Here is a 26,345-nt window from a genome sequence, read left to right as displayed (position 1 = left end):
CGGCAAGGAGTGAGTTTTATGTTTTCGAGATGGAAAGCCAAAAAAGAAGAGAAACCTACTGAGGCGGTAACCCGCCTGGAGATATATGCTCCGGTCAGCGGACAGTCCGTACCGTTAACGGAAGTGCCGGATGAGACCTTTGCTGGTGGGCATATGGGCCAAGGCATCGCCATAGAACCTATAGAGGGACGTTTAACGGCACCTTTTGACGGGAAAATTGCGCATGTGGTCAAAACTAATCACGCTCTAATCCTGGAGCATGCCTCCGGGCTACAGCTGCTGATGCACATTGGAATTGATACGGTCAGCTTGCGGGGAGAGGGCTTCATCAGCCATATTGCCACCGGAGATGAAGTGCAGGCAGGGCAGACGCTGATCGAATTCGATCTGGAGGCGATCCGGGCTGCGGGCTACCGTACCATTACTCCAGTGATAGTAACTAGTAACGGGGAGGAAACCCCGGAGGTGAATTGTCATTACGGCCAGGTTACGGCAGGAACGAGCAGTATTCTTACCACAGCAGCTTCACAGCTATAGAACATACACTAATAATATGAAACCAGGGGGATGATTTCATTATGTTGGCTTTTCTACAGAAGTTAGGGAAATCTCTGATGCTTCCAGTGGCAACTTTACCGGCGGCAGCCATTCTGCAAGGGTTCGGACTGATTAATTATGAGAAGGATTTCCATCTGGGCAGTACCGTAGGGGGATTCCTTAACCAGTATGTGGCTCCTTTTCTGAATGCGGGTGCGGGTGCAATCTTCGGTAATCTGGCGCTGATTTTTGCAATAGGGGTAGCGATCGGGTTCGCAGGTGATGCGGTTGCCGCGCTGTCAGCCCTGATTGCTTATCAGGTGCTGGACAGTATTCTTAAGGTGCTTCCAGCCCAAATGCCATTCATCGCCGATGATGTGAAGCTGAATATGGGCGTGCTGGGCGGGATTTTTGCCGGAGCCTGGGCTGCTTACCTCTACAAGAAATATCATAATATTAAAATGCCGGACTGGCTTGGCTTCTTCGCAGGCAAACGCTTCGTACCCATTATTACCGCTATCACCACCATGATTCTCGCAGTGCTGTTCGGCATGATCTGGAGCCCGATTCAGGATGTCATCAGTGACTTCGGTACCTGGGTTGTTGGTCTCGGCGGTGCAGGGGCATTTGTATTCGGGACGGCTAACCGTCTGCTGCTTCCGTTCGGCCTGCATCATGTAATCAACGCTATCGCCTGGTTCCAGCTCGGTGATTTCACGAACGCTGCAGGGGATATTGTTCACGGAGATCTGACACGCTTCTTCGCCGGAGATAAGACTGCGGGAATGTTCATGACAGGCTTCTTCCCGATTATGATGTTCGCTATGCCGGGCGCAGCCCTGGCATTCATTCATACAGCCAAACCGTCGAAACGCAAAATGGTCGCGTCCATCTTCATCGGATCGGCGATTGCTTCCTTCCTGACGGGAATCACGGAGCCGCTGGAATTCTCCTTCATGTTCCTCGCGCCGCTGCTGTATCTGGTACACGCTTTGCTGACGGGTTTTGCCGGATTCCTAATGTATGTGCTGGATGTGAAGCTCGGGTTCGGATTCTCTGCCGGGCTCATTGATTACCTGCTTAACATGAAGCAGTCCACCAATGCGTGGGTGCTGATTCCAGTCGGGCTTGGCTTCTTCGTCCTCTACTATGTGTTATTCCGGTTCATTATCGTCAAGTTCAACCTCAAAACTCCAGGACGCGAGGATGAGACGGAAGAGAACCTGATTGATCTGTCCAAGAGCGGTACAACAGTGTCGTCCTCTTCTAGAGCCGCTAAGATTCTGGAGAACATCGGCGGTCCTGCGAACATCCGCAGCATCGATGCCTGTATTACCCGCTTGCGTCTTAACGTAAATGATGACAAGGCGGTTAAGGATTCCGCGCTTAAGCAGCTTGGTGCATCGGGAGTTATGCGGCTTGGGCAGGGCGCTGTACAGATTGTGTTCGGACCACAGTCCGAGCAACTCAAGGATGATATCAAGAAACTGATGTAGCTTCAAGAAGGTCAACAGAGCAGAATAGCTTTTCCTGGCAGGCATCCTTCGCGGGGTGTCTGTTTTTTGCTCATTCGTTCGCTTGCTCCCTATCGGCCTACGTTGATCACCTTGCGGACCCAAGTCGGCTCGTTGCCTGCCGCACGCAGCAGGCAATCGGCACAGGCAGCATAAGGCAGCGCCTGGAGCGGATGGATGCGGGCCGATGGGCCTGCCGTATAATTAGAAGAACTCTCTGCGTATTTAAGCACGGATGCCCGTACGATTACCCAGTCTAATCCGCTGCGCATTACTGCTTGTTCAGCGGCTGCCTTATCCTCAATCGCTTTGCGGAAAATGCGGCGCATCAAGCGGACAGCCCAGCGGTTGACGAGTGACAACTCCCTCCCGTCACTCAGATTAATCCCGCTCTGCATCACCAGCCGCTGAACTCCATGATGCCGACAGGCTGCAAGGATATTTGGAATTCCTTCTGACATGACGGTACCCGGCGAGAAGTTCGCTGCCATGACATTTTTGCCTGCCTTAAGATTTACAAGGCCCTTCTTGCCGGCAGCATCCGGGGAGAAGTTGCTTGGAGGACCAATACAGCTGATGACCGCTTCGCTTCCGGCGAGGGCCAGGATCATGCTGGATCTGTCGAATACATCCCCTTGCCGGATAGTGAGCCCCGCTGCAGGGGAGAGCGCCTCCGGTCTGCGTACCACAGCTATCACCTCATGTCCCGTTGCAAGTGCCAGCTCCATTACTTTTCTTCCAGTTCCTCCAGTGGCTCCGATAATTGCAATTTTCATTATAATATTCTCCTTTAAATGCACAGTCGTGAATTAATAAGCATGTATGTATAATAATAAGCAGAACAAGAATCGATACAAGTCTTAAAAAGCCTGATTCTGTGCATTAATTCACGACTTCAACGGAATTGTGCAGTAATCTGCAGGAAAGCTGGTGAGGATAGAGTGTTAAAGATCGACCGGAGAATACGCAAGTCCCAGGAAGCCCTAAAAAAGGCTGTTATTGAGCTGATGCTGGAAAAGGATTTTGATCAAATTACAATACAGGACATTGCTGATAGAGCGGATGTCAGCCGTAGAACCCTTTATCTTCACTACACAGATAAATTTGATCTTCTGGACAAGCTCATAGAAGAGCATATCAGCAATATACGCGAAATCTGCGAAAGTTCAGACGATGCCGCCGGATATACCGAAATGGGATTGGTGTGGTTTGAATATTTTGAGACGCATTCGATGTTCTTCTCTGTTTTGCTGGGGAGTAAAGGCAGCGTGTTTTTCCGCGGGCGGTTTCTTGAATTCTTCCTCGGCGAGCTGGAGAAGGATAACAGCCTGTCTGAAGGGAGCGACAAGGATTCAGCCAACATCAGAAACGTGGACATCCAGTTTCTGGGATCGGCGATCGTTGGGGTAGTGGAATGGTGGTTCAAGAATGGACAGCCGCTCCCTCCAGACGTAATGGCGCAGCGGATCGGGAACTTGCTGGAGAGAAATCTTGAGACAAGGTGATACAAATCCGCCTTAGCCTTCGTCTTACTTATAGCTGCAGCGGATAAGGAGGATTTACCTAATGAATATTCCGGAATCAGACCCATACAAATTAATCTTTTATGAGCATTACCCGAGTGTGCGGCGCAAGCTGGCGGCACTTGTGAGGGACGAGAGTGCTGCCGATGATCTGGCGCAGGAGGTTTTTATCAGACTCTACAGAAATCCGCCGGATGATCCCGCGGCTCTGGGGGCGTGGCTGCATAGAGTGCTAACACGGATCGGCTATGATTATCTGAACCAGCGGGTGAGAGAGCGGCGTTTGATCAACAAACAGGAGCTGTTATATGATGCGGGGGCTTCTGCTCCTACGGGGGAAGAAGTAGTCCTTAGCAAGCTGGATCAGGAAGATGTACGGAGCTGGCTGGAGGATCTTCCCGAACGGGACCGGCAGGCCCTGCTGCTTAAGTATTCGGGCTACAGCTATGCAGAGATCGCCGGGGAGCTGGGAGTGAGGCCGCCTGTGGTCGGCACCCTGTTAAGCCGGGCGACAGCCAAACTGAAACACCATGCGGTGAAATCCATTCCGCAAGAATAATGAGATCCGGGAGGAAAGAAACCATGAATAGAGCAAACGGGCAGATACAGCCACAGAGCACAGATGAAGCCTGGGCTAAATTACAGAAGAAGCTGGGAGACGAGCCGGTCAATCCGGTGTGGGCTACATGGGGTAAACAAGAGACCCCTATAGAGGAACAGACTGTCAAGGCTGATAGATCAGATAGAACAGAACCGGAAGCAGATGTTGTGCTTCAGGCAGCTATGGCGGATAGTCGTGCAGCAGCGGAGCCATTGCAGAATACAGGTCGGAAGTCACGCCGGCCTATGATGAGCCGCAGCCGCAAGTGGGCCGCTGCGGCAGCAGGCGTAGCGATTTTCGCAGCAATTCTGGCTACTCCGGTAGGGAATACAGCCATGGCAGCCTTGCTGAACCAGTTCAAGATGCAGGAGGCTACTGTTGTTGAAGAAGGCGATCTGCGGGATATGTTCTATCAGATAACTCAGAATGGCAATGGCAATATTGAGCAATCCCTTGAGGCCTTCGGTGACGTCTCCATCACCAATGGTGAGATGAAGGAGAATGTTCCGCTCAAGGACATCCAAGGCTTGCTGGGCTACGAGCCGCTGAAGGGGTCCGTTATGGATTCAGTCAAGTTTGTTCAGGTCAGCGGGTCCCATGATATCACACTGAACCTGAAGGTGGATGAAGTGAACAAGGCACTGAAACGCCTGGGCTCGGACAATCTGCTGCCTGCATCTGTAGATGGCAAGCCGATTACGCTTCATATCCCCGAGCAGGTGAATTACGATCTGGGCAGCGATCAGCACTGGGGAGCCTTGTCACAGATGAACACACCTGTCGTTACCGTAGATCCTTCTGTGGATCTGGACGAAGCGATTGATGCCGTTGTGAACTTCCCGCTGATTCCCGACAATCTGCGAAGCAGTCTGCAGAAGAGCCGGATTTTGTCCGGCGATCTGCCGATGCCGCTGATTAAGGGCAATCATGATGAACAGATTACGGTGGCTGGTACGCCGGTCATTCTTACTGAAATGAAGTTCAGTAACGGCAACAGCTATACGGCTGTCTGGGTGCAGAAGGGGCAGCTTCTGCAGCTTAGCGGCGGAGATATCTATCCTGAGCGCGAGCAGTTCATTCAGAAGGTACAGGAGTTGATCACACAATGAGCAGTATCCCTGCGATTGATGCGAACACCTTGACCAAAGCTTATCCGAACGGGCGCGGTTGCCGGGATGTTACCTTGACTGTGGGGAAAGGGGAAGCCTTCGGCTTCCTCGGCCCCAATGGTGCCGGCAAGAGTACTTTTGTCAAAATGCTGGTTGGACTCATCTCACCAACAGGCGGCCAGGCTTCCATCCTGGGCCATCCGCTGGGCTCTATGGAAGCCAAAATGAAAATTGGCTATCTGCCGGAGCTGTACCGCTACCAGGATTGGCTGACCGGTGAAGAGGTGGTCAGGCTTCATGCCAAGCTGTGCCGGATTCCGAAATCCGTCATGGATCAGAGAATCCCTCAGCTCCTGCAGGAGGTAGGTATCGGGCTGCGCGGAAGGGACCGGGTTAAGCATTATTCCAAGGGAATGCAGCAGCGGCTGGGTCTTGCGTGTGCGCTGGTGAATGACCCGGAGATTCTGTTCCTGGATGAACCCTCTTCAGCCCTTGATCCCATCGGGAGAATGGAAGTGCGGAAGATTCTGCAGCGGCTGAAGGACCGGGGAATTACTATTTTTCTCAACTCTCATTTACTTGAGGATGTTGAAGTGCTGTGCGACCGGATGGCTCTGCTGAGTAACGGAGCGGTCCTGCGGCACGGCAAAGTAGCGGAGATGCTGAACAAACGGACAAGCTGGCATTTCAAAGTGGGCGGATACACGCCTTTTTTGCTGTCCTGGCTTAATGAGCATACAGGGCTATCCATCCGGGAATCCGTGCCTGCGGCGGGTAAATCGGGCTATGATCCGGCACAGGAGGAGTCAGATTCAAGCGTCGTGTGGCTGGAGGCGGAGCTGGATCATGAGGAACAGGCAGGCTGGCTGAACGGGCTGATGGTGGAGCAAGGGATGACGCTGTACCAGGTAAGCCGCCAGACTGAACGGCTGGAGGACTGGTTCATGGATGCGGTAGCCGGGCTCAGTCATAGGGGGGAGAAGGAATGAGAACCATATTAGCAATGACCTGGAAAGAAATGCTGCGCAAAAAAGTGATGCTGCTAACCCTCCTGCTGACCCTGGTGTTCCTGATTGCCTTCTGGTTTGTGGCCGATACCGTAGGAACGAACGATCAAGGGGCCGGAACGCTGGGAAATGGCAGCGGGTTGTTCATGCAGTACATGAACGGCGCTTTTATTCTGAGTCTGGGCTTCTTCTTCGGCGCGTTCGTTATTGCCTTTCTGGCGATCTTCAGCTCTTTCTCGGTGATTGCTGGTGAAGCGGAGCAGGGGGTCATGCAGGCTCTGTTGCCCCGGCCGCTGCCGCGCTGGAAATGGTATCTTGGCCGCTGGCTGGGCTTTGTCACGCTGGGAACGATGTATGCCCTCATTCTGTTCACTGCAATTCTGCTGATTACAAGTGCTCACGCGAATGTTCCCAGAGATGCAGTCGTGCTTGCGAAGTCATTCCTGCTGTTCGCCTCTGTAGTTCCCTTGTTAATCTCCGTATCCATGCTGGGTTCAGGACTATTCTCGGCGCTTGGCAACGGTGTGTTCATGACAATGCTCTACGGGGCGGGATTTCTCGGAGGGATGGTAGATAAGCTTAGCGGTTCGCTGAGACTGGAGGACGACGGACTGAAGGTGCTGAATAATCTGACCGGAATGATCTCGATGATTATGCCCGCAGATACCTTGCAGCGCCGAATGACTGTCGAGCTGTTCAGCTTACAGGATATGAATGGTATGTTATCGATGGATAGCGGGGCGCTTAGTCTGATGAATTTCAATTCATTTCCGTCTAATACCTTTGTCGTATACGCTGCAATCTACACTGTGGTTATCTTTGGGCTGGGGCTTCTGCGCTTTCAGCGTAAGGATCTGTAGGAATCGACCATGCTTATTATAAAATCAAACAAAGCAGCGCCCCGAGGTTCCTGTTCAGGAGCTTCAAGGGCGCTGCTTCGCGTGCCGTGCGGGAATCATTTGCTCACGCCGATCTCGATCCAGTCCGTTGACCAGTTACCGATCTCTCCTAGAATGGGAGCGAGGGCCGTACCTTTATCGGTTAACGAATACTCAATTCGTACGGGCATCTCAGGGTATACAGAACGCTGTATGATCCCCTCAGCCTCCATTTCCTTCAACCGGTCTGACAAGACCTTTCCGCTAAGGTTGGACAAGCAATGCTCAATTTCTCCGAACCGGCGCGGACCATCCATCAGGACGAACACGATCAGGGCGACCCACCGCTTACTAAGCACATCTACCGCTTTCTCAAACCGCGGGCACATCTCAAAATCATTCATAAGGATCACCTCAGCATTCATTATATCATAAACTTACAATAAGTAATTATAAATATTTAAATATATATTATAACTTGACGAAGTTATATTACAATGATAAACTAACTTACAAATAGTTACTGTGAAGAAAATTAAATATCAAAATTTAAAACGAAGTGCACTCTATTCGCAGCAAGTTTGCGTAATGGAATCGAAGAAGCGTATACTATCAAACTTTTAGGACGGTGCTCTTATGATTAACCCAGATATCCTATCTATCCTACAGAACAAAATAAGCCGGATTCCTATGGAACATTCCATGAATATATTGGTCGGACCTATTACTCTGCCTGTCAATCTGGACGGGGAGACGATCACCTTCAAATGGTACAGCTGGCTGAACGTGACGGACGAAGAGCTTCAGCGCGCGGAAGGCAAGGAGGCTACCGAGCTGCTCATCAGCCGTTTATCCTCAATGAAGCTTGCAGATGGACAGCAGTCCAGTGTCCTGGTCTACGGAGATTTCGAGCATTCCGAGGAAGCGCTGATCCGAATGCACAGTATTTGCCATACCGGGGATATCTTCGGCAGCAAGCGCTGCGATTGCGGCTTCCAGCTGCATCAGTCGATGAAGATGATTGCGCAGCATGGCGCCGGGGCTCTCTTTTATCTGGCGAATCATGAAGGAAGAGGGATTGGCCTGTTCAGCAAAGCAATGGCATATCTGCTTCAGGAAGAAGGGTATGATACTGTGGAGGCCAATCTGGAGCTTGGGTTCGCCGATGATTCCAGAGATTACACAGATGCGATCAGCGTGCTTCAATACCTGCGCAGCTATCCGGTAACCCTGATCACCAACAACCCGAAGAAAATGGAAGCACTCCGGGCTGCCGGAATGAATACGGTGAAGCGGGTGCCGTTATGGGGAGACGTATCGGCCTTCAATGAAAAGTATCTGCGGACCAAGGTAGCCCGTTCAGGGCATCTGGAGGCTGTGGCAGGCACGGATTTTTTTGAAGGAAGAGTGGCTAAATAAGCAGCTGGACGGATATGCATCCGTTCCATTATAATGGGGTACTGAACCCAATACTTAGCTTAGTGAGGTAACCTATGAATGCTATTCAAGTGCAGGACTTGCGCAAGACCTTCAAAGTCCAAAAAAACCGCGAGGGCCTCAAAGGGGCCTTCGCTGATTTGTTTAAACGGCAATATTCCGAAGTGACCGCAGTGAAGGACATCTCGTTCAGCATTCCCGAAGGCGAAATCTGCGGCTACATCGGGGAGAACGGGGCCGGAAAGTCCACAACCATTAAGATGCTCACCGGGATTCTTGTGCCTACCGCCGGTAGTCTGACTGTCGGCGGCTTCGTGCCGTATGAGGAGCGCGAGAAGTTCGTGCAGAATATCGGCGTTGTCTTCGGCCAGCGGAGCCAGCTCTGGTGGGATATCGGTGTGATTGAATCTTTCCAGCTGCTGCGCAAGGTATACCGCGTGTCCGAGCAGGATTTCAAAAAACGGCTGGATGAACTGGTAGAACGCCTGGAGCTTCAGGATCTGCTGAACCGTCCGGTCCGTAAGCTGAGTCTGGGCCAGCGGATGCGCTGCGAACTGGTAGCCGCACTGCTGCACAATCCGTCCATTCTGTTCCTGGATGAGCCGACGATCGGCCTCGACATTGTCGTGAAGTCGGAGATCCGTGAATTCCTGAAGGACATGAACCGTGAGCATGGCACAACCATCCTGCTGACGACACATGATCTGCAGGATATTGAAGCGCTCTGTTCACGGGTGATTATGCTGGATGACGGGCGGATTATCTACGACGGAGGTCTGGATGACCTGAAGCAGCGCTGGGGAACCGGGCGTGAGGTGCAGTTCCAGTTCGGAACGGCCACGAAGCTGCAGCAGCTGATCGACTGGACGGAAGGCATGCCGGTTACCTGGACAGCAGAGAATGAGCTGGCAGCCAAGGTCTGGATTCCGCTGGAGCTGAATGTATCAGATGTGCTGGGCCGGGTCGTCGGACAGGCCGATATCACAGACATCAAAATCATCGAAACAAATACGGATGACATCGTCCGCAGTATTTACCAGTCAGGCTCGGCAGAGAAGCCGGAGGAGCGGATCGCCGCACTCAGCGATGAGAAAGAGGTTATCCATGTCTGAGAAGCTGGCAACGGCAGTTCCCTCCTCCGGCGGTTCTCCGGGCGGTTCCGGGGAGAATGGGCGGAGGCTGCTGCTTGGCGCTTATTTTGATTTTATCCGTATCCGGTTCCTGACAATGCTTGCTTACCGGGTGAACTACTATTCGGGGATTCTGATCTACACGCTTAATATCGGGGTGAACTATTTCACCTGGAAAGCAATATATGGCAATGGCGAGTCGCTCGGCGGCTTTACCGGGGCGCAGATGACCACGTATGTGGCGGTATCCTGGATGGCGCGGGCCTTCTACTTCAACAATCTGGACCGGGAGATTTCCACGGATATCCGTGACGGAAGCATCGCGATCCAGTTCATCCGGCCTTATAATTATGTTCTGGTCAAAATGATGCAGGGCCTCGGCGAAGGCCTGTTCCGCTTCATGATGCTGATGATCCCGGGCATGGTGATTGCCATTCTCCTGTTTCCGGTGCAGCTCCCTACGGAGCCTTCGGCTTGGGCCGGGTTCCTGGTCATGCTGTTCTTCAGCTTCCTGATCAGCTCGCAGATTAATATTATTACAGGCCTGTCAGCCTTCTTCGTGGAGAACAATGAAGGGATGATGCGCATGAAGCGTGTGGTCGTCGATCTGTTCTCGGGGCTGATTGTGCCGATTACACTGTTCCCGGACTGGTTGTCTTCTGTGCTTAAGGTTCTTCCCTTCCAAGCAATTACCTATCTGCCGGGCTCTGTATTTACAGGCCGGGTGCAGGGGGTAGGCATCTGGAATGTGCTGGGTATCCAGGTCATCTGGTTCCTGATTCTGCTCATTCCGATTGTCTGGCTAAATCACGCAGCGCGTCAGCGGCTGTTCGTGCAGGGAGGTTAAGCTGAGCTATGTACTACCTGGGCTTATTGATTGAATATCTGAAGAATTATATGAAAACACGGTTAACCTACCGCGCGGATTTCTGGGTGGAGGTCATCTCCGACCTGTTGTTCCAGGCGACGAACTTTATCTTCATCCTGGTCATCTTCATGCATACCGACAGCCTGGGTGGCTGGAATCAGAACGAAGTGGTGTTCGTCTACGGCTTCTTCATGGTGCCATTTGGCGTGTTCAGCTGCTTCGTCAATATGTGGGGCTTCAGTGAACGGTATATTGTCAAAGGCGAAATGGACCGCGTTCTGACCCGTCCGGCGCATAACCTGTTCCAGATCTTCCTGGAAAATGTGGACCCGCCTTCACTGGTCGGCTCCTTCATCGGGCTGGTTGTGATGGCGATCAGCGGCAGCAATCTGGGCCTGCCGTTTGAATGGTGGACCTTGCCGATGCTGATTCTTCTGACTCTCAGCGCAGTAGCCATTTATACGGGGATCTATACGACACTGACCTCGTTGTCCTTCTATTCGGATGCCCCGACAGGCATTCTGCCGCTGATGTATAACATCCAGACGTACGGACGTTATCCGGTAACGATCTATAACCGGGCGATTCAGGTGCTGCTTACCTGGATTATCCCGTTCGCTTTTGTCGGGATCTATCCGGCAGCCTTGTTCCTGCACCGCGATGAGATGCGGACGATGGCGCTGCTGACCCCGCTGGTCGGCGTGGTCTTCCTCAGCATCGGCCTGATGGCCTGGAGCTTCGGCGTCAAGCGGTATAAGGGCGCTGGTTCTTAAGACACTTGGTTGTCCCGCAGCTTGAGTAGTGGCTGCCGGGGCAGCCCTCTTTGTCAATATATTAACAAACATCCGTATCAGCAGGATGTTTGTTTTCAAGTGAAACGTACTATCCATATGCTAGGAAAATGCTACTTATCTAAAAGTTGAAAGCGCATAATAAGGTAAGCAGAGATACAGCAATCTATCGGAGAAAGAAGGTTGAGGCAGGATGAACAAGTATATAGTAGGAATTGATCTGGGCGGAACCAATATCAAGGCAGGCCTATTCGATGAACATTTCACAGCAGTGGAGGAGATTTCGATACCTACGGAAGCGCAGCAGGGTCCGGCGCATGTGCTGGAGCGAATCCGGCTTGCTGTTACACAGTTATGTGCAGGAAGCGGGACTAACGAGTCTCAGATTGCCTGTATGGGCATGGGAATTCCTGGTCTGCTCGACCCGGAGGAGGGACTGTCGGTCTTTTCACCGAATTTTCCCGGCTGGGAGCAGGTCCATGTGGTCAACGAAATGAAGCCATACTACAACTTCAATGTATACATAGATAACGATGTGCGGGTTAATCTATACGGGGAGTGGCAGCGGGGGGCCGGACAAGGCCATAAGCATCTAATTCTGCTCACTCTCGGCACTGGTCTCGGCTCCGGGATGGTTCATGACGGCAAGGTGCTCTACGGGACAACCTTCAGCGCTGGTGAAATCGGACATATGAATATGTTCCGGCAGGGACGTCCCTGCCGCTGCGGAAGCTCCGGATGCCTGGGTCGGTATGTGTCTGCGGTGGGGATGGTGAATACCTTCAAGGAGAAGCTGGAGGCAGGAAGGGTCAGCTTGATTCAGACCTGGACCGGACAAGATCAGGAGCTGATCACGGCGCAGATGATCTCAGAGGCGTATGATGTTGGAGACTCCCTGGCAATTGAGGTCATGCATGAGACGGGAGAACTGCTGGGGTTCGGACTGGCGAATGTGATCAATCTGCTGAACCCGGAGCTGATTATTATCGGGGGCGGCATGGCCGCAGCAGGAGACCGTCTCCTGAATAGTGTCCGCGATACTGTAAATGCCCATGCGCTGAAGCTGTCTGCAAGCCGGTGCCGGATAGTTCAGGCTGAGCTAGGCAGCCGTGCGGGTACGCTGGGTGCGGCTGTGTATGCTTATCAGAAGCAGAAGCATACGCAACTAGACTATTCTAACTGAGCAGAAAATCCACTGATGCAAAACTATTGAAATGCAATAATTCACCATATGTCCATATAAAAGCCCGGAATCGACATGAATCGTCAAATTAACCCAATGAATATAGTAACTGACAGGCGATATACTGATAACAGTGCAGATATATGGAATATATATCCTCCTCTTCTAAGGAAGAAGATTGGATGATCTGGTTCTTCCATACTGCGAATTATAATCACGGGCAGATTGAATGAACCGTTAGCAGGTTGCTTAAGGTCTTCATGCGTTCGATAAGGAGCCGTTCATGTTATGAATCTCGTAATTGGGGGTAATGGCGGTCTGGGCCATTCTATCACACAAGAATTACTGTCACGGGGCAAGCTAGTGACAGCTACATACCACCGTTCCAGTCAGGCTCTGCGCAGGCTGAAGGGGCCGCTGCTGACCATAGCAGCAGTAGATGTAATGAATGAGAAGGTGCTGGCTGAAGCGCTGAATGGGGTAACAACCGTCTATTTCTGTCTTAATGTGCCGTATCAGGATTGGTACTCTGTCATGCCGGAGGCGCTGGAGCGGGTAACCCGCCTGCTTAGGACCGGACAGACGCTGGTATTTCCGGGCAATATTTACGGTTACGGCAAGCTCCAATATCTTCCGGCGGATGAACGCCATCCGAAGGAGGCACGAACCCGCAAGGGGAAGCTGCGGAATCAACTGGAGGAGCTGCTGAAGACGGAGGCTGAACGGCGGGGCTTCCGTTACGTGATTCCGCGATATCCGGATTATTACGGTCCCAATGTCACGAACCGGTTATTCGGACCGATCTTCAGCGGAGCCCTCCAGGCCAGAACGATTAAGTGGCCGGTGAAGCTGGATGTCCCGCATGATCTGGTCTATATCCGCGATGCGGCCAGGGCGGCCGTGCTGCTGGCGGAGAGCGGCGAGCAGGGGGAGTGGCATGTATCCGGCTCCGGCGCTATTGAGGGGCGGCAATTCCTGATGAACATCCAGCAAGCGGCTGGCAGCAAGGGGAAGTGCTGTGCGCTGCCGGCATGGGCAGTCGGAGTAGCCGGTGTGTTCAATAAGGAAGCGAACGAATTCCATGAGCTTCTATATGAATTCGAGTATCCGCTTCTGCTGAATGATAATAAATTCATGATGCGGTTCCCCGAGTACAATCCGACATCGTATAAGCGGGCCATTAGGGAAACCATAGAATGGTTCCGCGAAGAGCTGGGCTAGCGGATGAAGCCAAGGGAACTGAGCAGCAGTGCTTGTATAATAAACTTGCAGAATTGTACGCCGTTCCGGGTAGCATGATATGCTACAGGCAGTAATACACGGGAGGTAATATGATGACACGCGACATACAACATATGCCTTATGGCTATGAACCGCCAGCCAATGAACGTAAGGGGACGCTGATCTTCTATGATTCGTTCGAGCATATATCGGATATGGAGCTGCTTAAGGCGGCAGAGACGGCAGTGGACCGCAAGTTCATGAAGCTAGTGCTCTACCCGCTGCATGAAGAAACCGTCCGGCGGATGACGAAGGAGCCGGTGAAGGCCTGGTATAAGCGGGATGACCGGCTGCATGAGTGGAAAAAAGAGCAGGGACAGTCCTTCATCACCGTGGAGAGCCTCGAAGGTAAGCGAAAGAAGTACACCCCGCTGGATTCGGCACTGCGTCATATCAGCGATATCTATCCTGCACCGTATTTCCTCTATCTGACTCCAGATATGGCGAATCTCTTCGCCTCCTTCTCCTCCTTCGAGGAGTGGATCGTCAAGCTGCGTCTGCTTCTCTCCGAAGCGCCGGCAGAGGTCCATCCGCGCCTGGAGAAGTTCCGTCACCGCTGGGATGTGGCAGGCAGGGAACGCTGATCGGTTTACACCTTAGATTCGAAGCATAGAAGAAGAGAGAACTCAGGCCAGCCAAGCCTTGACAGTAGTGTTCTACTGCTGCAAGGACTGGCTGGCCTGTTCTGTGACAAGGAGTAGAGGTATGCAGCAGGAAGGAAATCCGGATTATTTGTGAAGCCCGGCCTGCTTGCGTCTGTGAGTGTACATTCTCCACTGATAATGAATGAAGCAGCCGATGCAGAAGCCGAGAATGGCAACCGTTGCTGCGATTCCGACCATCAGACTGAAGAGATATCCCGCGATGGTCCAGCCGGCGAGAAAGCTGACCAGTCCGCCCGCCAGACTGAAGACGGCAATCTTCTGGTTGAATTGCTGCTGCTCCGGGTCTTCAAGCACATAGGCGGAGCGCGGCTTCTTCAGCAGCGGGCTGCACAGCTTGATGACGGGATTATATCCGAAAATTAGACCGGATAATCCCGCGGCAAGCGGGAGGGCGAGAATCCAGTGGAGACCTGTGAGCAAGGCCAGTAATACACATATGACAATGAAGGCCTGATTGAGCTTCACTAGCGGCCGGGGAATTCCCTGCACGGAAGGCGTTTGATTCATGTAAATCAAACCTTTCTCATTGGAATTGTATAATTTAACTCGATTATAACGGCAGAACGCGGAAGTAGCAATCCTTATGTGCTACGATCAAGAAACAGAAATTAAAATTTGAAATTATTATCCATTGACAACGGAAGTTTTTTTGTGGTTTTATTATGTAGACCAATTGTTATAATTGTTGGATCGTCAAGATAAGGAAGTGTAGAGCTTGTCGAACAAGCCTAATGCACGCGAAGCCATTGTGGATACGGCTTCCAGGTTGTTTTTTACACAGGGGTACCATGCTACCGGACTGAATCAGATCATCAAGGACAGCGAATCGCCCAAGGGTTCCTTGTATTATTATTTCCCCCACGGCAAAGAGGAGCTGGCACTGACCTGCATTAACCGGACTAGTGAAGAGGTAGCCCATTTATTGCGCCATTATATGGAGGGTGAAGCGGCACCGGCTCAGGCAGTGCAGAATTTCATCATGTCTATGGCAAATGAGGCGGAAAAATCTTCTTTTGAAGGGCTCGTTCCGTTCAGCTTCTGGGTAGCCGTGGAGACCTCCTGTGTCAGCCATGAGCTTCGTACTGCTTGCCAGTGTGTCTTCAGAGATTGGCAGGATATTATTGCGAAGCGTCTGATCCGGGAGGGGGTACAGGAGGAAACGGCAGAGCGCAAAGCTTCGGTGGTGGTCTCCTTGTTCGAGGGAGCGCTGCTGCAGGCGTTGACCTGCAGAAATATTCAACCGCTGGAAGCAGCGGCAGAGTGCATTCCGGCAATACTGGCTTAACCGTAATACGCAAGACCAGAGAGAGATATACACAGATACCAGGAGGATACGAGAGTGAACGCAACTATGACTGACAAGGGGTCAAGCGAACCCCTGCAATTCAAGACTTTACCTATTCTGATCTCCCTGCTGATTGCCGGCTTCATCGGCATGTTCAGTGAGACCGCCCTAAATGTAGCTTTAAGTGATCTTATGAATGTCCTGCAAATTACACCATCGACGGCGCAGTGGCTGACTACCGCCTATCTGCTGACGCTGGGCATTCTGGTTCCGATCTCGGGGATGCTGCTGCAGTGGTTCACCACAAGACAGTTGTTTGTCGCTGCCCTATGCTTCTCTATTCTGGGCACATTCCTTGCGGCGATGTCGCCGAATTTCGAGTTTCTGCTCACTGCGAGAGTGGTGCAGGCGATGGGAACCGCGCTGCTGCTGCCGCTGATGTTCAATACGATTCTAATCATCATTCCCGCTGAGAAAAGAGGGGCGGCGATGGGACTTATCGGCTTGGTCATCATGGTAGCTCCAGCGATTGGACCTACGATTGCCGGTCTGCTGATTGAGAGCCTAAGCTGGCACTGGATCTTCTGGCTATCGCTGCCGTTCCTGGTGATCGCCCTAATTAGTGGAATTCTCTTCATGCAGAATGTCACGGAAGTGACGAAGCCGAAGATTGATGTCCTGTCCATTATTCTGTCCTCCTTCGGCTTCGGCGGTATTGTCTACGGCTTCAGCAGTGCTGGTGAAGCAGAAGGCTGGGGAAGTCCGAAGGTTATTATCGCCATCGTGATCGGTGCGATTGCCCTTATTCTATTCTGTATCCGCCAGTTGACAATGAAGCAGCCGATGATTGATCTGCGCGCCTTCAAGTTCCCGATGTTCGTGGTTGGAGTACTGATGGTCTTCATCTGTATGATGGTTATTCTCTCCTCGATGCTGATTCTTCCTATGTATCTGCAGCAGGGACAAGGGTATTCAGCCTTCAAGGCAGGATTACTGCTGCTGCCGGGCGGAATCATCAACGGCCTAATGTCGCCGGTTATGGGGCGTATGTTCGACAAATACGGTCCGAAATGGCTGGTTATCCCAGGACTGGCGCTCGTCGCTGTCTCCTTGTGGTTCTTCTCGGGGATTACAGCTACTTCGACCGTTGTCTTCGTGATCGTGCTTCACAGTGTGCTGATGATCGGAATTTCCATGATTATGATGCCTGCACAGACGAATGGTATCAATCAGCTTCCCATGGAATACTACCCGCATGGTACAGCCATTATGAATACACTCCAGCAGGTGGCGGGTGCGATTGGTACAGCATTGGCGGTAAGCATCATGACCTCCGGCTCCAAAAGCTACATGCAGACCGTTACTAACCCGGCTGATCCGCTAAACATCGGCGCTGCCTTCACTCATGGAGTGCAGAATGCCTTTATCTTCGGAATGGTCATGGCTATTATAGGTCTGGTGATTGCATTCTTCCTTAAGCGTGTCATCGTATCACACAAGACTCAGGCTTCTATGCATTAATTATCTGCAAATGAATAAGAACCTCTCCTTGTTAAAATGGGCAACCAATTTGGCGGGAGAGGTTTTTTTGTGTTTTATACTTTAATGGGGAGGATTGAACAAGGGCCACTAGGAAGAGCTTCCGTATTTCTCCCAGACCGCTGCATACTTCTTCTCCAAGATCGCCCAGCGCTTCTCGGCGCCGTATTTCGCCTGGAGCTGCTTCAGGCATTGCTCCGCAGTCTCTGTATCCCCTGTATCCAGCAGGAACCCGAAGGTCTCCTCACTTAAATGCAGTGCTGTCCGCTGCATATAGTATTCAATAATGGCCCTGGCATCGGTTAAGGTGTACAAGAATTGAAGCCCCTGATCCAAGTGGAGCAGCAGGTCTGACGTGAACTTGTCCACATCTACTTCCGGCGTCAGGAAGTAGCGTTCCGGGGCGGCGGGGACGATTTGGTTGATCCGGGCATAGAAGTGAGCCAAACCCAGAGACAAAGCAGGCCTATATTGCGCAAGCTCTTCGGAATGAATATTGTAATTCACATAGAAGCTGAGCTCCTTGTGTGTATTGTACTTGAATTTCTGAATATTGATTTTATAGCTGAGTTGGCCCTCTATTTTGTTGAAATTCAGATCCTTTGTCCGATAGCCTTGCGCGGAGAAAAAAGGTTTGACGTCTTGTTTGATAATCTGCGTGAACAATTCCTTCATATTTAACAATTCGTTCATAGTAAGTAAGTCCTCCTTCACCTGAGGTGATAATAGACAGCATATTATAACGTGTCGGCTGACAGCTATAATTGTACTATAAACAGGATAAGCACAAATGACTTCATTCTGGGTGAATAAATACTGGACTGCATTTGGATAATCCTGTATATTAAGCATAGATAACCGATGTATAGGCGAAACAAACAGGAGGGAATGCCGATGAAGGTCAGCAAAGAAATGCTGAAGGGGAGTACAGGTACGATGATCCTCACTCTGCTGCTGGACAGGCCGCTGTATGGGTACGAGCTGATTAAGGAGCTGGAGCAGCGCTCACAGGGGGTTTTTGCCCTGAAGGAGGGTACGCTCTACCCGATTCTTCATGCGATGGAGAGTGAACGCTGGGTGGAAGCGTATTGGATGGAGGTAGACGGACGCAGACGCAAGTATTACCGGCTACTGGATGAGGGCAAGCACAAGCTGCAGGAGAAGAAGGCGGAATGGGCGCTGTTCAAGGGTGCCATGGATACCGTTCTGGGGGAGGGCAGCGGATGATGGAGCAAAGTAAGAAGGATCTGGAGCGTTATCTGGATACAGTGTGCGCACAAGTTAGGGCCAAAGGGATGCATAAAGAAATCCGGGACGAGCTAAGCGGACACTTCACAGACCTGGTGACGGAGCGGCTGGAGCTTGGTGCTACCGATGAAGAGGCTCAGCAGTATGCGATCAGGCAACTAGGTGATCCGCAGGCCGTAGGCAGAGAGCTGCACCAGATTCATAAACCGCGCATTCCCTGGGGGCTGCTGGCCGGTGTAATATTGTTGTCGGCGGTAAGTCTGCTGGGGATGGCAGCTGTGGAGGCGGGATTCACTGAGGATCTTATTCCTAATGCGCTAATGTTGCGTCAGTCTGTCTTTATCATCCTTGGTCTTATAGCTATGACCGGAATGTTCTTCATCAATTTCAAGCAATTGCAGCGGGCCTCAGGCTTTATCTATGGTGGAGCGTTACTAATGATTGCTGCCAGTCTGTGGCTCGGTCCTGAGATGATGAATGGCAGCAGGCGCTATGTTTCTATTCTGGGATTCCCATTTGATCTGATTGGTTGCAGTCCCTATCTCTTCGTTGTGGCGCTTGCAGGAATTTGGAAAAGACCAAATGTGCAGAATACTACGGGCGGACGACTGAGGAGTTGGTTGGAGTTGGGCTTGCTGCTGCTGCCTGCGGCCATTTATATTCTTATCCCTTCTTTTGCCGAGCTGGTTGTATATCTGGTTGTTGCTTTACCATTATATATAAGGATTACCCGGCGTTGGGTAAGCGTTATGGTTGTTGCTGTAAGCAGTGTATCAGGCGTTGCCCTATATGTTTGGAGTCAACTGCATTGGAGTGACCGGAACATTGATGCCTTCTATTTCCAAGATGTAGTGACAGGTGCAGGCTATATTAATCGGATCATACATGGGACGCTTACCTCTGCCGGCTGGAAGGGTCATGGCTTGGAAGGAGCAGGGAACGGGTTGATTTATCCATATACGGATCTGTTTCCCGTGGTGCTGATTCAAACCTTCGGCTGGGCCGGGGGGCTACTGCTCCTTGTGTTAACCTGTTGGTTTGTGCTGAAAATGGTTTCCTGCGCCCGCGCGGTAAGCGACACTTACGGCCGGATGTTGATCTTTGCTTTGACGCTGATGCTCTCGATCCGCTTGCTGTATGGCTTGTCTATACTCAGCGGCAGAATGCCGCTGATCTCCATACCGTTTCCATTCCTGAGCTACGGTCAGCATGTCTTCATTGAATTCGCTGCTGCCGGGCTGCTGATGGGGATTTACCGGCGTAAAGATATGCTCCCGGCGGGTCAAGCTCCATCTTCACTATAGACGCTCCCTGGGGCTGCACCGTATACTGGAAGGGTAAATATGGGATGAGGCAGGTGAGGAGTAAGCATCGTGAACAAGCTGCGATATACAGGTACAAGACTCGGATTACTGTTAGGTTCAATGATTGTAAGCGGGGCTGTGCTTCTGGGCGCCATGACAACGGCTACAGCGGCATCCGTGACTCCTGAGACACCGTTTACACCAAGTACAGTTGTGAAGAAAAATAATCTGCCCGGCGGTTTTGTCTATCTGGATGAGGTTATTCCCTCGGCGCAATATGAGATCCGTTATTATAGTGAGAATAATTTTACCGGCACCAGAGTGGACGGATATAAGGCACCGCTCGCGATCTTCACGAAGACTGCCGCTGCTGCACTGAAGAAGGTTAGCGAAGATCTGGAGCAGAAGGGTTATATCCTGAGAATCTATGACGCATACCGTCCGCAGCAAGCCGTCAATCACTTCGTGCGCTGGTCGCAGGATGCTTCCGATCTGAAGATGAAGCCACAGTATTATCCGAAGCTGGACAAGCGCAATCTGTTCAAGCTGGGCTTCATCGCCAAGAAATCGGGGCATTCCCGGGGCAGCACGATCGACTTGACCCTGGCCCAGAAGAGTACAGGCAAGCTGGTGGATATGGGCAGCCCTTATGATTTTTTCGGTGAAATCTCTTACTATAATACGACGCTCATCAGCAGCACCCAGCATGAGAGCCGCAAGATTCTGAAGGATGCGATGACGAAGCAGGGCTTCAAGCCGTACGCCAAGGAATGGTGGCATTTCACCCTGATTAAGGAACCTTATCCGAAGCAATATTTCAACTTCAAGGTGGAGTAGGGCTGTTCCAAAGCTGTACAGAACGGTTAATGAATAATGTAAGGTTAATCTCTGAAGCATGCGTGCATAATATTCTAATACAGGAGAGGTGGGATCGATTTGTTCAAAAGAATCGTAACCGTATTCCTTAGTGTAATGTTATTTGCAGCAGGAGCAGGTGTATTGACCAGTCCTAACGTTAGTGCCGCCGGAAGCTTGAGGATTATCGTGAACGGGCAGGAATTGCAGCTAGGCGGGGGGGCATCGGCCTATACCGACGGAACGGACATTATGCTCCCGCTGCGGGAGACGGCCCAAGCCCTCAAGTATAAGGTCACCTTCAGTGGTGCTACCGGGACGTTCCTGCTGGAACGGTTCCAGGAGAGCGTTCAGTTCAGACTCTCCGGTAAGGAGCTTGTGCTCGACGGCAAGAACAAAGTACCTTTTACAGGCGGCTTTGAATTAAAACAAAAAAAGGCGTACGCGCCGCTGTCTTTTTTTGCAGCAATCGGGTTAGTCACTTCCTATAATCCGGAAACAGACCAGGTTGACGTATACGCACCGGAGGTAATGGCTGGTGCCGTAGCGGGTCTGCTTGTAACCGGTAACTATCCGGCGCTGAAGGAGCGGTATTACGCCAAGGATCCAGAACCCGCTGTTCTTCCGGTGCTCCAGCAGAGCTGGGAAGGGATGAATACGCCGGCGGGCAGCTACCTCGGAGTGAAATCGACCACCAGCACACAGCAGGATGGAGTAATGATGATTGTGAGCGTATTGTCCTTCACCAAAGCGGAGGCCGTACTGACTCTGGAACTGGGCGCTTCAGGTAAGCTCACCAAGCTGACTCTAACGCCGGTTCAGGCAGCCAATGAAGTATTGGCCAGCCCGGCCCAACCCTAGATTCGTATAAGACATAACTTCACTCCCAAGGGAGAATTCCACGGCTTAAGCATAGCTGCAGGAATTCTCCCTTTATATTTCTGTTGACAGAATGCCGGAAAGAGAGTAATTTTAAATTCGAATTAAACAATGTTTAAATCGTTGATTAGATCAATGATTAAGATTCTGTGACAGAGGAGGGCGGCAATCTTCATTATGGCCAAACCGGACGGTAAGACGGATTCAACGGACAAAGATACGAAGCAGATTATTCTGGATGCCACCGTGGACTTAATCCGTGAGGGGGGATTCCGCTGCATCACCCTGCGCAGTATTGCAGCGAGGGCAGAGACCAATCTGGCGCTGGTGAACTACTACTACGGCTCCAAGGAGAAGCTGTTCGGCGATGCGGTGAAGCAGCTTATGGCGACTTTTGACGATGCCTTTAAGGTCCTGGAGGATACATCTTTGCCGCCAAAAGAGCGCCTGAAGCTGTTCTTCACGCGGTACATTGTCAATCTCAACCGCTATCCCGGTATGGCCCGGCAGATGCTTGATCAGCGGCATCATATCATGGGCTCCCACGATGAATATGCGAAATATTCCAAGCTGATGCGGATTGAGCGGATTCTGGACGCACTTGGGGAGATTACCGGAGAACAGGACCGCGATAAGCTCATGATGATGAATTTGCAGATCTACGGGGCGATTGTCTTCCCGGTAATTATGGTGAGCAGTTTCCCGAAGGAGCGTGAGGATCTTCAGGAGATCTTCAGGCTGGCCCCGCTGGAGGAGCAGATTGACGGGTTGTTTGAGCTTTATTTTCACAAGTATAACTAATCATGAATAGAGAGAAGAGTGGACAAGAGAATGTCAAAACCTATGAATCCAAGTAACACCGCAGCAGCAGAGGCGCCGTTCTCTCTGAGAGCTATACTGCCATCCTTGCTGGCGATTATTGTCGGGATGATCATGGTTATTCTGGACAGCACCGCGGTCAATGTTGCCGTTCCGAATCTGGTGCAATATTTCGATACGGATCTGAAGACTGTTCAATGGGCGATCACCGGCTATACACTTGCGCTCGCTGCTGTAATTCCGTTGGCCGGCTATATGACGGACCGGTTCGGGTCCAAGCAGGTATTCCTAACGACCATTGCCATGTTCGTCTTTGGCTCTGTATTATGCTCTGTAGCTCAGACTTCGGGGCAGCTGGTTCTATTCCGCGTCATTCAAGGTCTTGGCGGCGGCATGGTCGCTCCAATCGGGATGGCGATGGTCTTCAGGCTCGCTCCGGCAGAGCGCAGAGGCTCTATCATGGGAATGCTCGGTATTCCAATGCTGCTGGCTCCGGCCCTGGGGCCGATTCTTTCGGGCTGGCTGGTGGAGTATGTAAGCTGGCACTGGATTTTCCTGATTAACCTGCCAATCGGTATTGTAGGTATTATTCTGGGCCTTAAATATTTGCCGGTGACCGAGAAAAAGGGAAGAGCTCACCTCGATATCCTCGGAATCATTCTGGCTCCGCTCGCCTTCTCGATGCTGGCTTATGGCGTCAATCAGGGCGGCGGGGAGAGCTGGACTTCAACCGGGGCTATCGTAGGCTTGTCGGTTGGCGGAGCCGCGTTGATCGTCTTTGTCATTGTTGAACTGCTGCAAAAGCATCCGCTGCTGGAGCTGCGCGTCTTCCGTTCCTCGGACTTCACGCGCGGGATTATTCTGTCCTGGGTCACACAGGCGGCATTGTTCGGCTCCATGCTGTTCGTTCCGCTGTATCTTCAGCAGATCCGCAATTACACGCCGCTTGAGACGGGTCTGATCCTGCTTCCCCAGGCGCTGGCTTCCGGAGTAGGGATGCCGCTGGGCGGCCGCTTGTTTGACAAAATCGGTGCACGTCCGCTGGTATTCGTAGGTCTCAGCATTATATCGACGGCCCTGTTCCTGCTCTCTGGAGTTACAGTAGACACCAGTCTTCCTATTATTATGCTGTGTCTGGTGATGATGGGCCTCGGTATGGGTCTGTCGATGATGCCGGTCAACACCCATGTTCTGAACTCTGCGCCGCGTGAATGGGTGAACCGGGTTACCCCGCTTACCGCCGCTGCCCAGCAGGTTGTGGTATCGTTCGCTGTTGCCGGTATGACCGGGTACCTGACCAGCCAGATTACCGTGCATATGGATAAAATGACCGCCGGAAGTAATCCGCTTGCCGCTGCCGTACAGGGCTTCGGGGATGTCTTCTTCCTCTCGGGCTGCATCGCCGTAGCCGGAGTGGTGCTCAGTCTGATTCTGCGCCGTCCAAAGACAGCAGGCGCTGCACCTTCTCCTGAAGAACAGCAGACGGATGCCGCCATGATGATGGGGCATTAACCGGTTGTAGCTGCTATGTAAGATAACCGTTATAGACTAACAAAGAACGTCCCTGACTGCCGGTTGGCAGGGGGGCGTTTTTTTGGTTTTTGGATGATCTGGTGGGGCATGAGCTATAGAGGTCCGTGGGTTCGAGCCGGATGTATATGGGAAACTGAATACAATGGGCGGGTGCGAGGGTGCATGGGAGGACGCTGGACCAGTTGAAGTCTGGGGAGCAAAATGAAGAGCACTAATGCACCTGAATATGCTCGATGTGGGCAAAAAGAGCAAATGAGGTGCACTAATACCCCTGAATACGCGAGATGCTGGCTAAAGGAGCAAAATGAGGAGCACTAGTGCACCTGAGTATGCTAGATGCGGGCTAAAGTGGAAAATGAGGTGCACTAATGCACCTCAATCGTCTGTTGCTTCAATAAATAAGCGGTTGGCTAAGGCTGGCACATACATTTGCTAAGCTATAAGTGCGCCCGCCGCTTCTTCAGCAGCCTAGCCGGAGGAACCATATGCAGCTTGCCCAGCAGCTCGGAGGCCAGAATCCCCAACAGGACAAGAGCGGCACCAGTATAGCCCTGAAGCGAGAGTTGTTCGTGCACGAACAAGTAGCCGAAGAAGGCAGCGAATACCGGCTCAAGTGCGAAGATCAGACCGGTGCGGGTCGGTGTAGTGTACTTCTGGGCAACCGGCTGCAGGATGAACCCGCAGGCACTGCAAAAGATCCCCAGAGCCAGAATAGCGATCCAGCCCGGAAGGGTGGACGGCAGCGAAGGCGTCTCGAAGATAGCGGATAGAATCAGAGCATAGCCCCCGGCGAAGCCGAGCTGCAGAATGCCGATATTCAGCGAGTCGCAGGTCTTAACCGCCCGGCCCGTCACTAGAATCTGCACCGCATAGAATACTGCGGACAGAATACAGAGGAGATCACCGGGCTGGACTTGCAGCGATCCGTTCAGCGTAAGCAGCCCGATGCCGCTGATGGCGAGCACGGTGCCGAAGATCTGCGGGGGCGCGACTTTTTTGCGGAAGACCAGAACCTCCAGCATCGGAACGAACACAACGGTCAGAGCGACCAGGAAACCGGCATTAGAGGTCGTAGTGGTCTTCAGTCCGAAGGTGATGCAGGTGAATACGCCAAGCAGCAGGAAGCCGAGCAAGGCTCCGTATTTCAAGGTTCGGGCATCCATACTGCGCAGCCGTTTGCGGAAGAGCAGCCCCGCCAGGATGAACGCAAGCCCGAAGCGCAGTGCGATCAGATTGAATTCTCCCAGTGTACCCAATCCCAGCTTCATGAACAGGTAGGAGGAGCCCCAGAATAGTGTTACTACAATGAGCATTAGCTCGGCCTTAAGCGGCTTCATTCAGTCATCATCCTTCTTTATTTCAAGTGAATATAGTATAATACGCATGAATACATAAGGTAACTGAATGTTTATCATAGGATACATGAGAAATTATCATGTTAAGTGAGGGGGCTGGACATGAGTCTGATTAAGTACGAAGTGTTCCTGAAAGTGGTGGAGCTGGGCAGTCTAACGCGGGCCGCAGATGCGCTGGGCTTCACCCAATCCGGAATCAGCCACACGCTGAGCAGCCTGGAGCACGAGTTCGGCTTTCCGCTGCTGGTGCGCAGCCGGTCGGGGGTAAAGCTGACGGTGAACGGGGAGCAGGTGATGCAGCCGATCCGGGAGATTCTGAACTGGAATGAGCAGCTTAAGCAGCAGGTAGCGGATATTCATGGTCTGGAGACGGGGACGATTACCATAGGAACCTTCACGAGTGTCTCTGTCCATTGGCTGCCGGACATCATTAAGGAGTTCCGCCGGGAATTTCCTTACATAGAGTTCAAGCTGATGGAGGGCGGGTATCTGGAGATTGAGCAGTGGATCGAGGCTGGGGTGGTCGATTGCGGATTCCTATCATTGCCGACAAGGGAGCGGTTCGAAGTCATTCCGCTAAAGCAGGACCGGATGCTGGCGATTCTCCCGCTCAGCCATCCGCTGAGCAAGTCCCCTTATATGCCGCTGGCTCAGATCGCCTACGAGGACTTCATCATTCCGAAGCCCGGTTCGGACTATGACGTACAGCGGGTGCTGGAGAAGGCGGGCATCAAGCCGAACATCAAGTTCTCAGCCGGTGACGATTACGCCATTATTGCCATGGTGGAAAAAGGTCTGGGCATCAGCATCCTCCCGGAGCTGGTCACCAGGTTCCAGTATGAGCGTGTAGCCATGCTTGAGCTGGAGGAGCGCAGTTTCCGTTCGCTTGGTATCGCGGTCAACTCGATGAAATATGCTTCACCTGCCACGCGGCGGTTCTTACAGCATGTGCAGCACTGGTCGTCCGGCCAAGGCGTAATTTGAATGTTAAAAAAGCGCAAAAA

General features: G+C 52.0%; 28 protein-coding genes. 23 read left to right on the top strand and 5 right to left on the bottom strand.

The features are described 5' to 3' along the window. Positions 1-18 precede the first annotated feature (18 nt). Both C162_RS10455 and nagE read left to right on the top strand, forming a co-directional pair. Complete coding sequence (locus C162_RS10455) at positions 19-537, top strand: PTS sugar transporter subunit IIA (protein ID WP_036694139.1); 519 nt, start codon at positions 19-21, stop codon at positions 535-537. A 41-nt stretch (positions 538-578) separates the two neighbouring features. Further along, the gene (gene nagE, locus C162_RS10450) at positions 579-2,033 is read left to right on the top strand and encodes an N-acetylglucosamine-specific PTS transporter subunit IIBC (protein ID WP_036694137.1); all 1,455 of its coding nucleotides are present in this window, start codon (positions 579-581) and stop codon (positions 2,031-2,033) included. 89 nt (positions 2,034-2,122) lie between these two features. Here nagE and C162_RS10445 read toward each other — a convergent pair whose 3' ends face one another. Further along, positions 2,123-2,827 (bottom strand): NAD(P)-dependent oxidoreductase, encoded by a 705-nt coding sequence (locus C162_RS10445; RefSeq protein ID WP_036694135.1) that lies wholly within the window; start codon positions 2,825-2,827, stop codon positions 2,123-2,125. Positions 2,828-3,058: 231 nt separating this feature from the next. On the opposite strand from C162_RS10445, the gene C162_RS10440 reads away from it, so the two are divergent. The 5 genes from C162_RS10440 to C162_RS10420 all read left to right on the top strand — a co-directional run bounded on the left by C162_RS10440 (position 3,059) and on the right by C162_RS10420 (position 7,151). After that, positions 3,059-3,556, top strand: coding sequence for a TetR/AcrR family transcriptional regulator (locus tag C162_RS10440; protein WP_327196378.1), 498 nt, complete (start codon positions 3,059-3,061; stop codon positions 3,554-3,556). Between the two features lie 61 nt (positions 3,557-3,617). After that, positions 3,618-4,133 (top strand): sigma-70 family RNA polymerase sigma factor, encoded by a 516-nt coding sequence (locus tag C162_RS10435; RefSeq protein WP_036694132.1) that lies wholly within the window; start codon positions 3,618-3,620, stop codon positions 4,131-4,133. Between the two features lie 23 nt (positions 4,134-4,156). After that, positions 4,157-5,284 carry a hypothetical protein gene (locus C162_RS10430; RefSeq protein WP_036694129.1) on the top strand — a complete coding sequence of 376 codons (1,128 nt, stop codon included), beginning with the start codon at positions 4,157-4,159 and terminating at the stop codon, positions 5,282-5,284. Continuing rightward, positions 5,281-6,273, top strand: a complete 993-nt coding sequence (locus C162_RS10425) for an ABC transporter ATP-binding protein (protein ID WP_036694128.1) — start codon at positions 5,281-5,283, stop codon at positions 6,271-6,273. The genes C162_RS10430 and C162_RS10425 overlap by 4 nt, the downstream gene beginning before the upstream one ends. Then, a complete protein-coding gene (locus C162_RS10420) occupies positions 6,270-7,151 on the top strand; it encodes an ABC transporter permease subunit (protein WP_036694126.1) in 882 nt (293 codons plus the stop codon). Before C162_RS10425 ends, C162_RS10420 begins: the two co-directional genes overlap by 4 nt. Before the next feature lie 95 nt (positions 7,152-7,246). Here the strand turns inward: C162_RS10420 and C162_RS10415 are convergent, their stop codons facing one another. After that, positions 7,247-7,573 carry a winged helix-turn-helix transcriptional regulator gene (locus C162_RS10415; protein ID WP_036694124.1) on the bottom strand — a complete coding sequence of 109 codons (327 nt, stop codon included), beginning with the start codon at positions 7,571-7,573 and terminating at the stop codon, positions 7,247-7,249. Between the two features lie 232 nt (positions 7,574-7,805). Between C162_RS10415 and C162_RS10410 the strand changes: the two genes are divergently transcribed. The 7 genes from C162_RS10410 (at position 7,806) to C162_RS10380 (ending at position 14,443) form a co-directional block, all read left to right on the top strand. Beyond that, positions 7,806-8,588, top strand: coding sequence for a GTP cyclohydrolase II (locus tag C162_RS10410; protein ID WP_036694123.1), 783 nt, complete (start codon positions 7,806-7,808; stop codon positions 8,586-8,588). 74 nt (positions 8,589-8,662) lie between these two features. Further along, a complete protein-coding gene (locus tag C162_RS10405; RefSeq protein WP_036694120.1) occupies positions 8,663-9,718 on the top strand; it encodes an ABC transporter ATP-binding protein in 1,056 nt (351 codons plus the stop codon). 70 nt (positions 9,719-9,788) lie between these two features. After that, entirely contained in the window at positions 9,789-10,583 is a 795-nt protein-coding gene (locus C162_RS10400) for an ABC transporter permease (RefSeq protein ID WP_036694255.1), read from the top strand. 8 nt (positions 10,584-10,591) lie between these two features. After that, on the top strand, positions 10,592-11,377 hold the full coding sequence (locus C162_RS10395) for an ABC transporter permease (protein ID WP_036694119.1): 786 nt from the start codon (positions 10,592-10,594) through the stop codon (positions 11,375-11,377). A gap of 211 nt (positions 11,378-11,588) precedes the next feature. Then, positions 11,589-12,578 carry an ROK family protein gene (locus C162_RS10390; protein ID WP_036694118.1) on the top strand — a complete coding sequence of 330 codons (990 nt, stop codon included), beginning with the start codon at positions 11,589-11,591 and terminating at the stop codon, positions 12,576-12,578. A 288-nt stretch (positions 12,579-12,866) separates the two neighbouring features. Next, entirely contained in the window at positions 12,867-13,799 is a 933-nt protein-coding gene (locus C162_RS10385; protein ID WP_036694116.1) for an NAD-dependent epimerase/dehydratase family protein, read from the top strand. 113 nt (positions 13,800-13,912) lie between these two features. After that, the gene (locus C162_RS10380; RefSeq protein WP_036694114.1) at positions 13,913-14,443 is read left to right on the top strand and encodes a hypothetical protein; all 531 of its coding nucleotides are present in this window, start codon (positions 13,913-13,915) and stop codon (positions 14,441-14,443) included. Between the two features lie 144 nt (positions 14,444-14,587). On the opposite strand, the gene C162_RS10375 is transcribed toward C162_RS10380, so the two are convergent. Next, entirely contained in the window at positions 14,588-15,031 is a 444-nt protein-coding gene (locus C162_RS10375; RefSeq protein WP_036694113.1) for a DUF4395 domain-containing protein, read from the bottom strand. 208 nt (positions 15,032-15,239) lie between these two features. On the opposite strand from C162_RS10375, the gene C162_RS10370 reads away from it, so the two are divergent. Both C162_RS10370 and C162_RS10365 read left to right on the top strand, forming a co-directional pair. After that, positions 15,240-15,809: a TetR/AcrR family transcriptional regulator gene (locus C162_RS10370; RefSeq protein WP_036694110.1), complete on the top strand. Its 570-nt coding sequence runs from the start codon at positions 15,240-15,242 to the stop codon at positions 15,807-15,809. Positions 15,810-15,875: 66 nt separating this feature from the next. Beyond that, positions 15,876-17,330, top strand: coding sequence for a DHA2 family efflux MFS transporter permease subunit (locus C162_RS10365; protein ID WP_036694253.1), 1,455 nt, complete (start codon positions 15,876-15,878; stop codon positions 17,328-17,330). Between the two features lie 108 nt (positions 17,331-17,438). On the opposite strand, the gene C162_RS10360 is transcribed toward C162_RS10365, so the two are convergent. Then, positions 17,439-18,041, bottom strand: coding sequence for a DUF4304 domain-containing protein (locus tag C162_RS10360; RefSeq protein WP_051493370.1), 603 nt, complete (start codon positions 18,039-18,041; stop codon positions 17,439-17,441). A gap of 201 nt (positions 18,042-18,242) precedes the next feature. On the opposite strand from C162_RS10360, the gene C162_RS10355 reads away from it, so the two are divergent. The 6 genes from C162_RS10355 (at position 18,243) to C162_RS10330 (ending at position 23,965) form a co-directional block, all read left to right on the top strand. Continuing rightward, complete coding sequence (locus C162_RS10355; protein ID WP_036694109.1) at positions 18,243-18,575, top strand: PadR family transcriptional regulator; 333 nt, start codon at positions 18,243-18,245, stop codon at positions 18,573-18,575. Next, on the top strand, positions 18,572-19,900 hold the full coding sequence (locus C162_RS10350) for an FtsW/RodA/SpoVE family cell cycle protein (protein WP_036694108.1): 1,329 nt from the start codon (positions 18,572-18,574) through the stop codon (positions 19,898-19,900). The genes C162_RS10355 and C162_RS10350 overlap by 4 nt, the downstream gene beginning before the upstream one ends. A 69-nt stretch (positions 19,901-19,969) precedes the next feature. Beyond that, positions 19,970-20,737, top strand: a complete 768-nt coding sequence (locus tag C162_RS10345; RefSeq protein ID WP_200869195.1) for a M15 family metallopeptidase — start codon at positions 19,970-19,972, stop codon at positions 20,735-20,737. 99 nt (positions 20,738-20,836) lie between these two features. Continuing rightward, complete coding sequence (locus tag C162_RS10340) at positions 20,837-21,616, top strand: stalk domain-containing protein (RefSeq protein WP_036694104.1); 780 nt, start codon at positions 20,837-20,839, stop codon at positions 21,614-21,616. A gap of 195 nt (positions 21,617-21,811) precedes the next feature. Next, positions 21,812-22,435: a TetR/AcrR family transcriptional regulator gene (locus C162_RS10335; protein ID WP_036694103.1), complete on the top strand. Its 624-nt coding sequence runs from the start codon at positions 21,812-21,814 to the stop codon at positions 22,433-22,435. 42 nt (positions 22,436-22,477) lie between these two features. After that, on the top strand, positions 22,478-23,965 hold the full coding sequence (locus C162_RS10330) for a DHA2 family efflux MFS transporter permease subunit (protein WP_036694102.1): 1,488 nt from the start codon (positions 22,478-22,480) through the stop codon (positions 23,963-23,965). Between the two features lie 458 nt (positions 23,966-24,423). Here the strand turns inward: C162_RS10330 and C162_RS10325 are convergent, their stop codons facing one another. Continuing rightward, the gene (locus tag C162_RS10325) at positions 24,424-25,323 is read right to left on the bottom strand and encodes a DMT family transporter (RefSeq protein ID WP_036694099.1); all 900 of its coding nucleotides are present in this window, start codon (positions 25,321-25,323) and stop codon (positions 24,424-24,426) included. 120 nt (positions 25,324-25,443) lie between these two features. Here C162_RS10325 and C162_RS10320 point away from each other — a divergent pair, with 120 nt between their 5' ends. Further along, positions 25,444-26,325, top strand: a complete 882-nt coding sequence (locus tag C162_RS10320; protein WP_036694098.1) for a LysR family transcriptional regulator — start codon at positions 25,444-25,446, stop codon at positions 26,323-26,325. The last annotated feature ends 20 nt before the right edge of the window (positions 26,326-26,345 follow it).

The sequence above is a fragment of the Paenibacillus sp. FSL R7-269 genome (genome assembly GCF_000517865.1).
Classification (GTDB): domain Bacteria; phylum Bacillota; class Bacilli; order Paenibacillales; family Paenibacillaceae; genus Paenibacillus_AQ.
Note: the sequence above shows the minus strand (reverse complement) of the source record. Positions and strands in the feature narration are given on the sequence as shown.

What these genes read in the sequence shown, in the direction of transcription:
- C162_RS10455 (WP_036694139.1), top strand. Translation starts at nt 19, where the DNA reads ATGTTTTCGAGATGGAAAGCCAAAAAAGAAGAGAAACCTACTGAGGCG.
- nagE (WP_036694137.1), top strand. Translation starts at nt 579, where the DNA reads ATGTTGGCTTTTCTACAGAAGTTAGGGAAATCTCTGATGCTTCCAGTG.
- C162_RS10445 (WP_036694135.1), bottom strand. Translation starts at nt 2,827, where the DNA reads ATGAAAATTGCAATTATCGGAGCCACTGGAGGAACTGGAAGAAAAGTA.
- C162_RS10440 (WP_327196378.1), top strand. Translation starts at nt 3,059, where the DNA reads ATGCTGGAAAAGGATTTTGATCAAATTACAATACAGGACATTGCTGAT.
- C162_RS10435 (WP_036694132.1), top strand. Translation starts at nt 3,618, where the DNA reads ATGAATATTCCGGAATCAGACCCATACAAATTAATCTTTTATGAGCAT.
- C162_RS10430 (WP_036694129.1), top strand. Translation starts at nt 4,157, where the DNA reads ATGAATAGAGCAAACGGGCAGATACAGCCACAGAGCACAGATGAAGCC.
- C162_RS10425 (WP_036694128.1), top strand. Translation starts at nt 5,281, where the DNA reads ATGAGCAGTATCCCTGCGATTGATGCGAACACCTTGACCAAAGCTTAT.
- C162_RS10420 (WP_036694126.1), top strand. Translation starts at nt 6,270, where the DNA reads ATGAGAACCATATTAGCAATGACCTGGAAAGAAATGCTGCGCAAAAAA.
- C162_RS10415 (WP_036694124.1), bottom strand. Translation starts at nt 7,573, where the DNA reads ATGAATGATTTTGAGATGTGCCCGCGGTTTGAGAAAGCGGTAGATGTG.
- C162_RS10410 (WP_036694123.1), top strand. Translation starts at nt 7,806, where the DNA reads ATGATTAACCCAGATATCCTATCTATCCTACAGAACAAAATAAGCCGG.
- C162_RS10405 (WP_036694120.1), top strand. Translation starts at nt 8,663, where the DNA reads ATGAATGCTATTCAAGTGCAGGACTTGCGCAAGACCTTCAAAGTCCAA.
- C162_RS10395 (WP_036694119.1), top strand. Translation starts at nt 10,592, where the DNA reads ATGTACTACCTGGGCTTATTGATTGAATATCTGAAGAATTATATGAAA.
- C162_RS10390 (WP_036694118.1), top strand. Translation starts at nt 11,589, where the DNA reads ATGAACAAGTATATAGTAGGAATTGATCTGGGCGGAACCAATATCAAG.
- C162_RS10385 (WP_036694116.1), top strand. Translation starts at nt 12,867, where the DNA reads ATGAATCTCGTAATTGGGGGTAATGGCGGTCTGGGCCATTCTATCACA.
- C162_RS10380 (WP_036694114.1), top strand. Translation starts at nt 13,913, where the DNA reads ATGACACGCGACATACAACATATGCCTTATGGCTATGAACCGCCAGCC.
- C162_RS10375 (WP_036694113.1), bottom strand. Translation starts at nt 15,031, where the DNA reads ATGAATCAAACGCCTTCCGTGCAGGGAATTCCCCGGCCGCTAGTGAAG.
- C162_RS10365 (WP_036694253.1), top strand. Translation starts at nt 15,876, where the DNA reads ATGACTGACAAGGGGTCAAGCGAACCCCTGCAATTCAAGACTTTACCT.
- C162_RS10360 (WP_051493370.1), bottom strand. Translation starts at nt 18,041, where the DNA reads ATGAACGAATTGTTAAATATGAAGGAATTGTTCACGCAGATTATCAAA.
- C162_RS10355 (WP_036694109.1), top strand. Translation starts at nt 18,243, where the DNA reads ATGAAGGTCAGCAAAGAAATGCTGAAGGGGAGTACAGGTACGATGATC.
- C162_RS10350 (WP_036694108.1), top strand. Translation starts at nt 18,572, where the DNA reads ATGATGGAGCAAAGTAAGAAGGATCTGGAGCGTTATCTGGATACAGTG.
- C162_RS10335 (WP_036694103.1), top strand. Translation starts at nt 21,812, where the DNA reads ATGGCCAAACCGGACGGTAAGACGGATTCAACGGACAAAGATACGAAG.
- C162_RS10330 (WP_036694102.1), top strand. Translation starts at nt 22,478, where the DNA reads ATGAATCCAAGTAACACCGCAGCAGCAGAGGCGCCGTTCTCTCTGAGA.
- C162_RS10325 (WP_036694099.1), bottom strand. Translation starts at nt 25,323, where the DNA reads ATGAAGCCGCTTAAGGCCGAGCTAATGCTCATTGTAGTAACACTATTC.
- C162_RS10320 (WP_036694098.1), top strand. Translation starts at nt 25,444, where the DNA reads ATGAGTCTGATTAAGTACGAAGTGTTCCTGAAAGTGGTGGAGCTGGGC.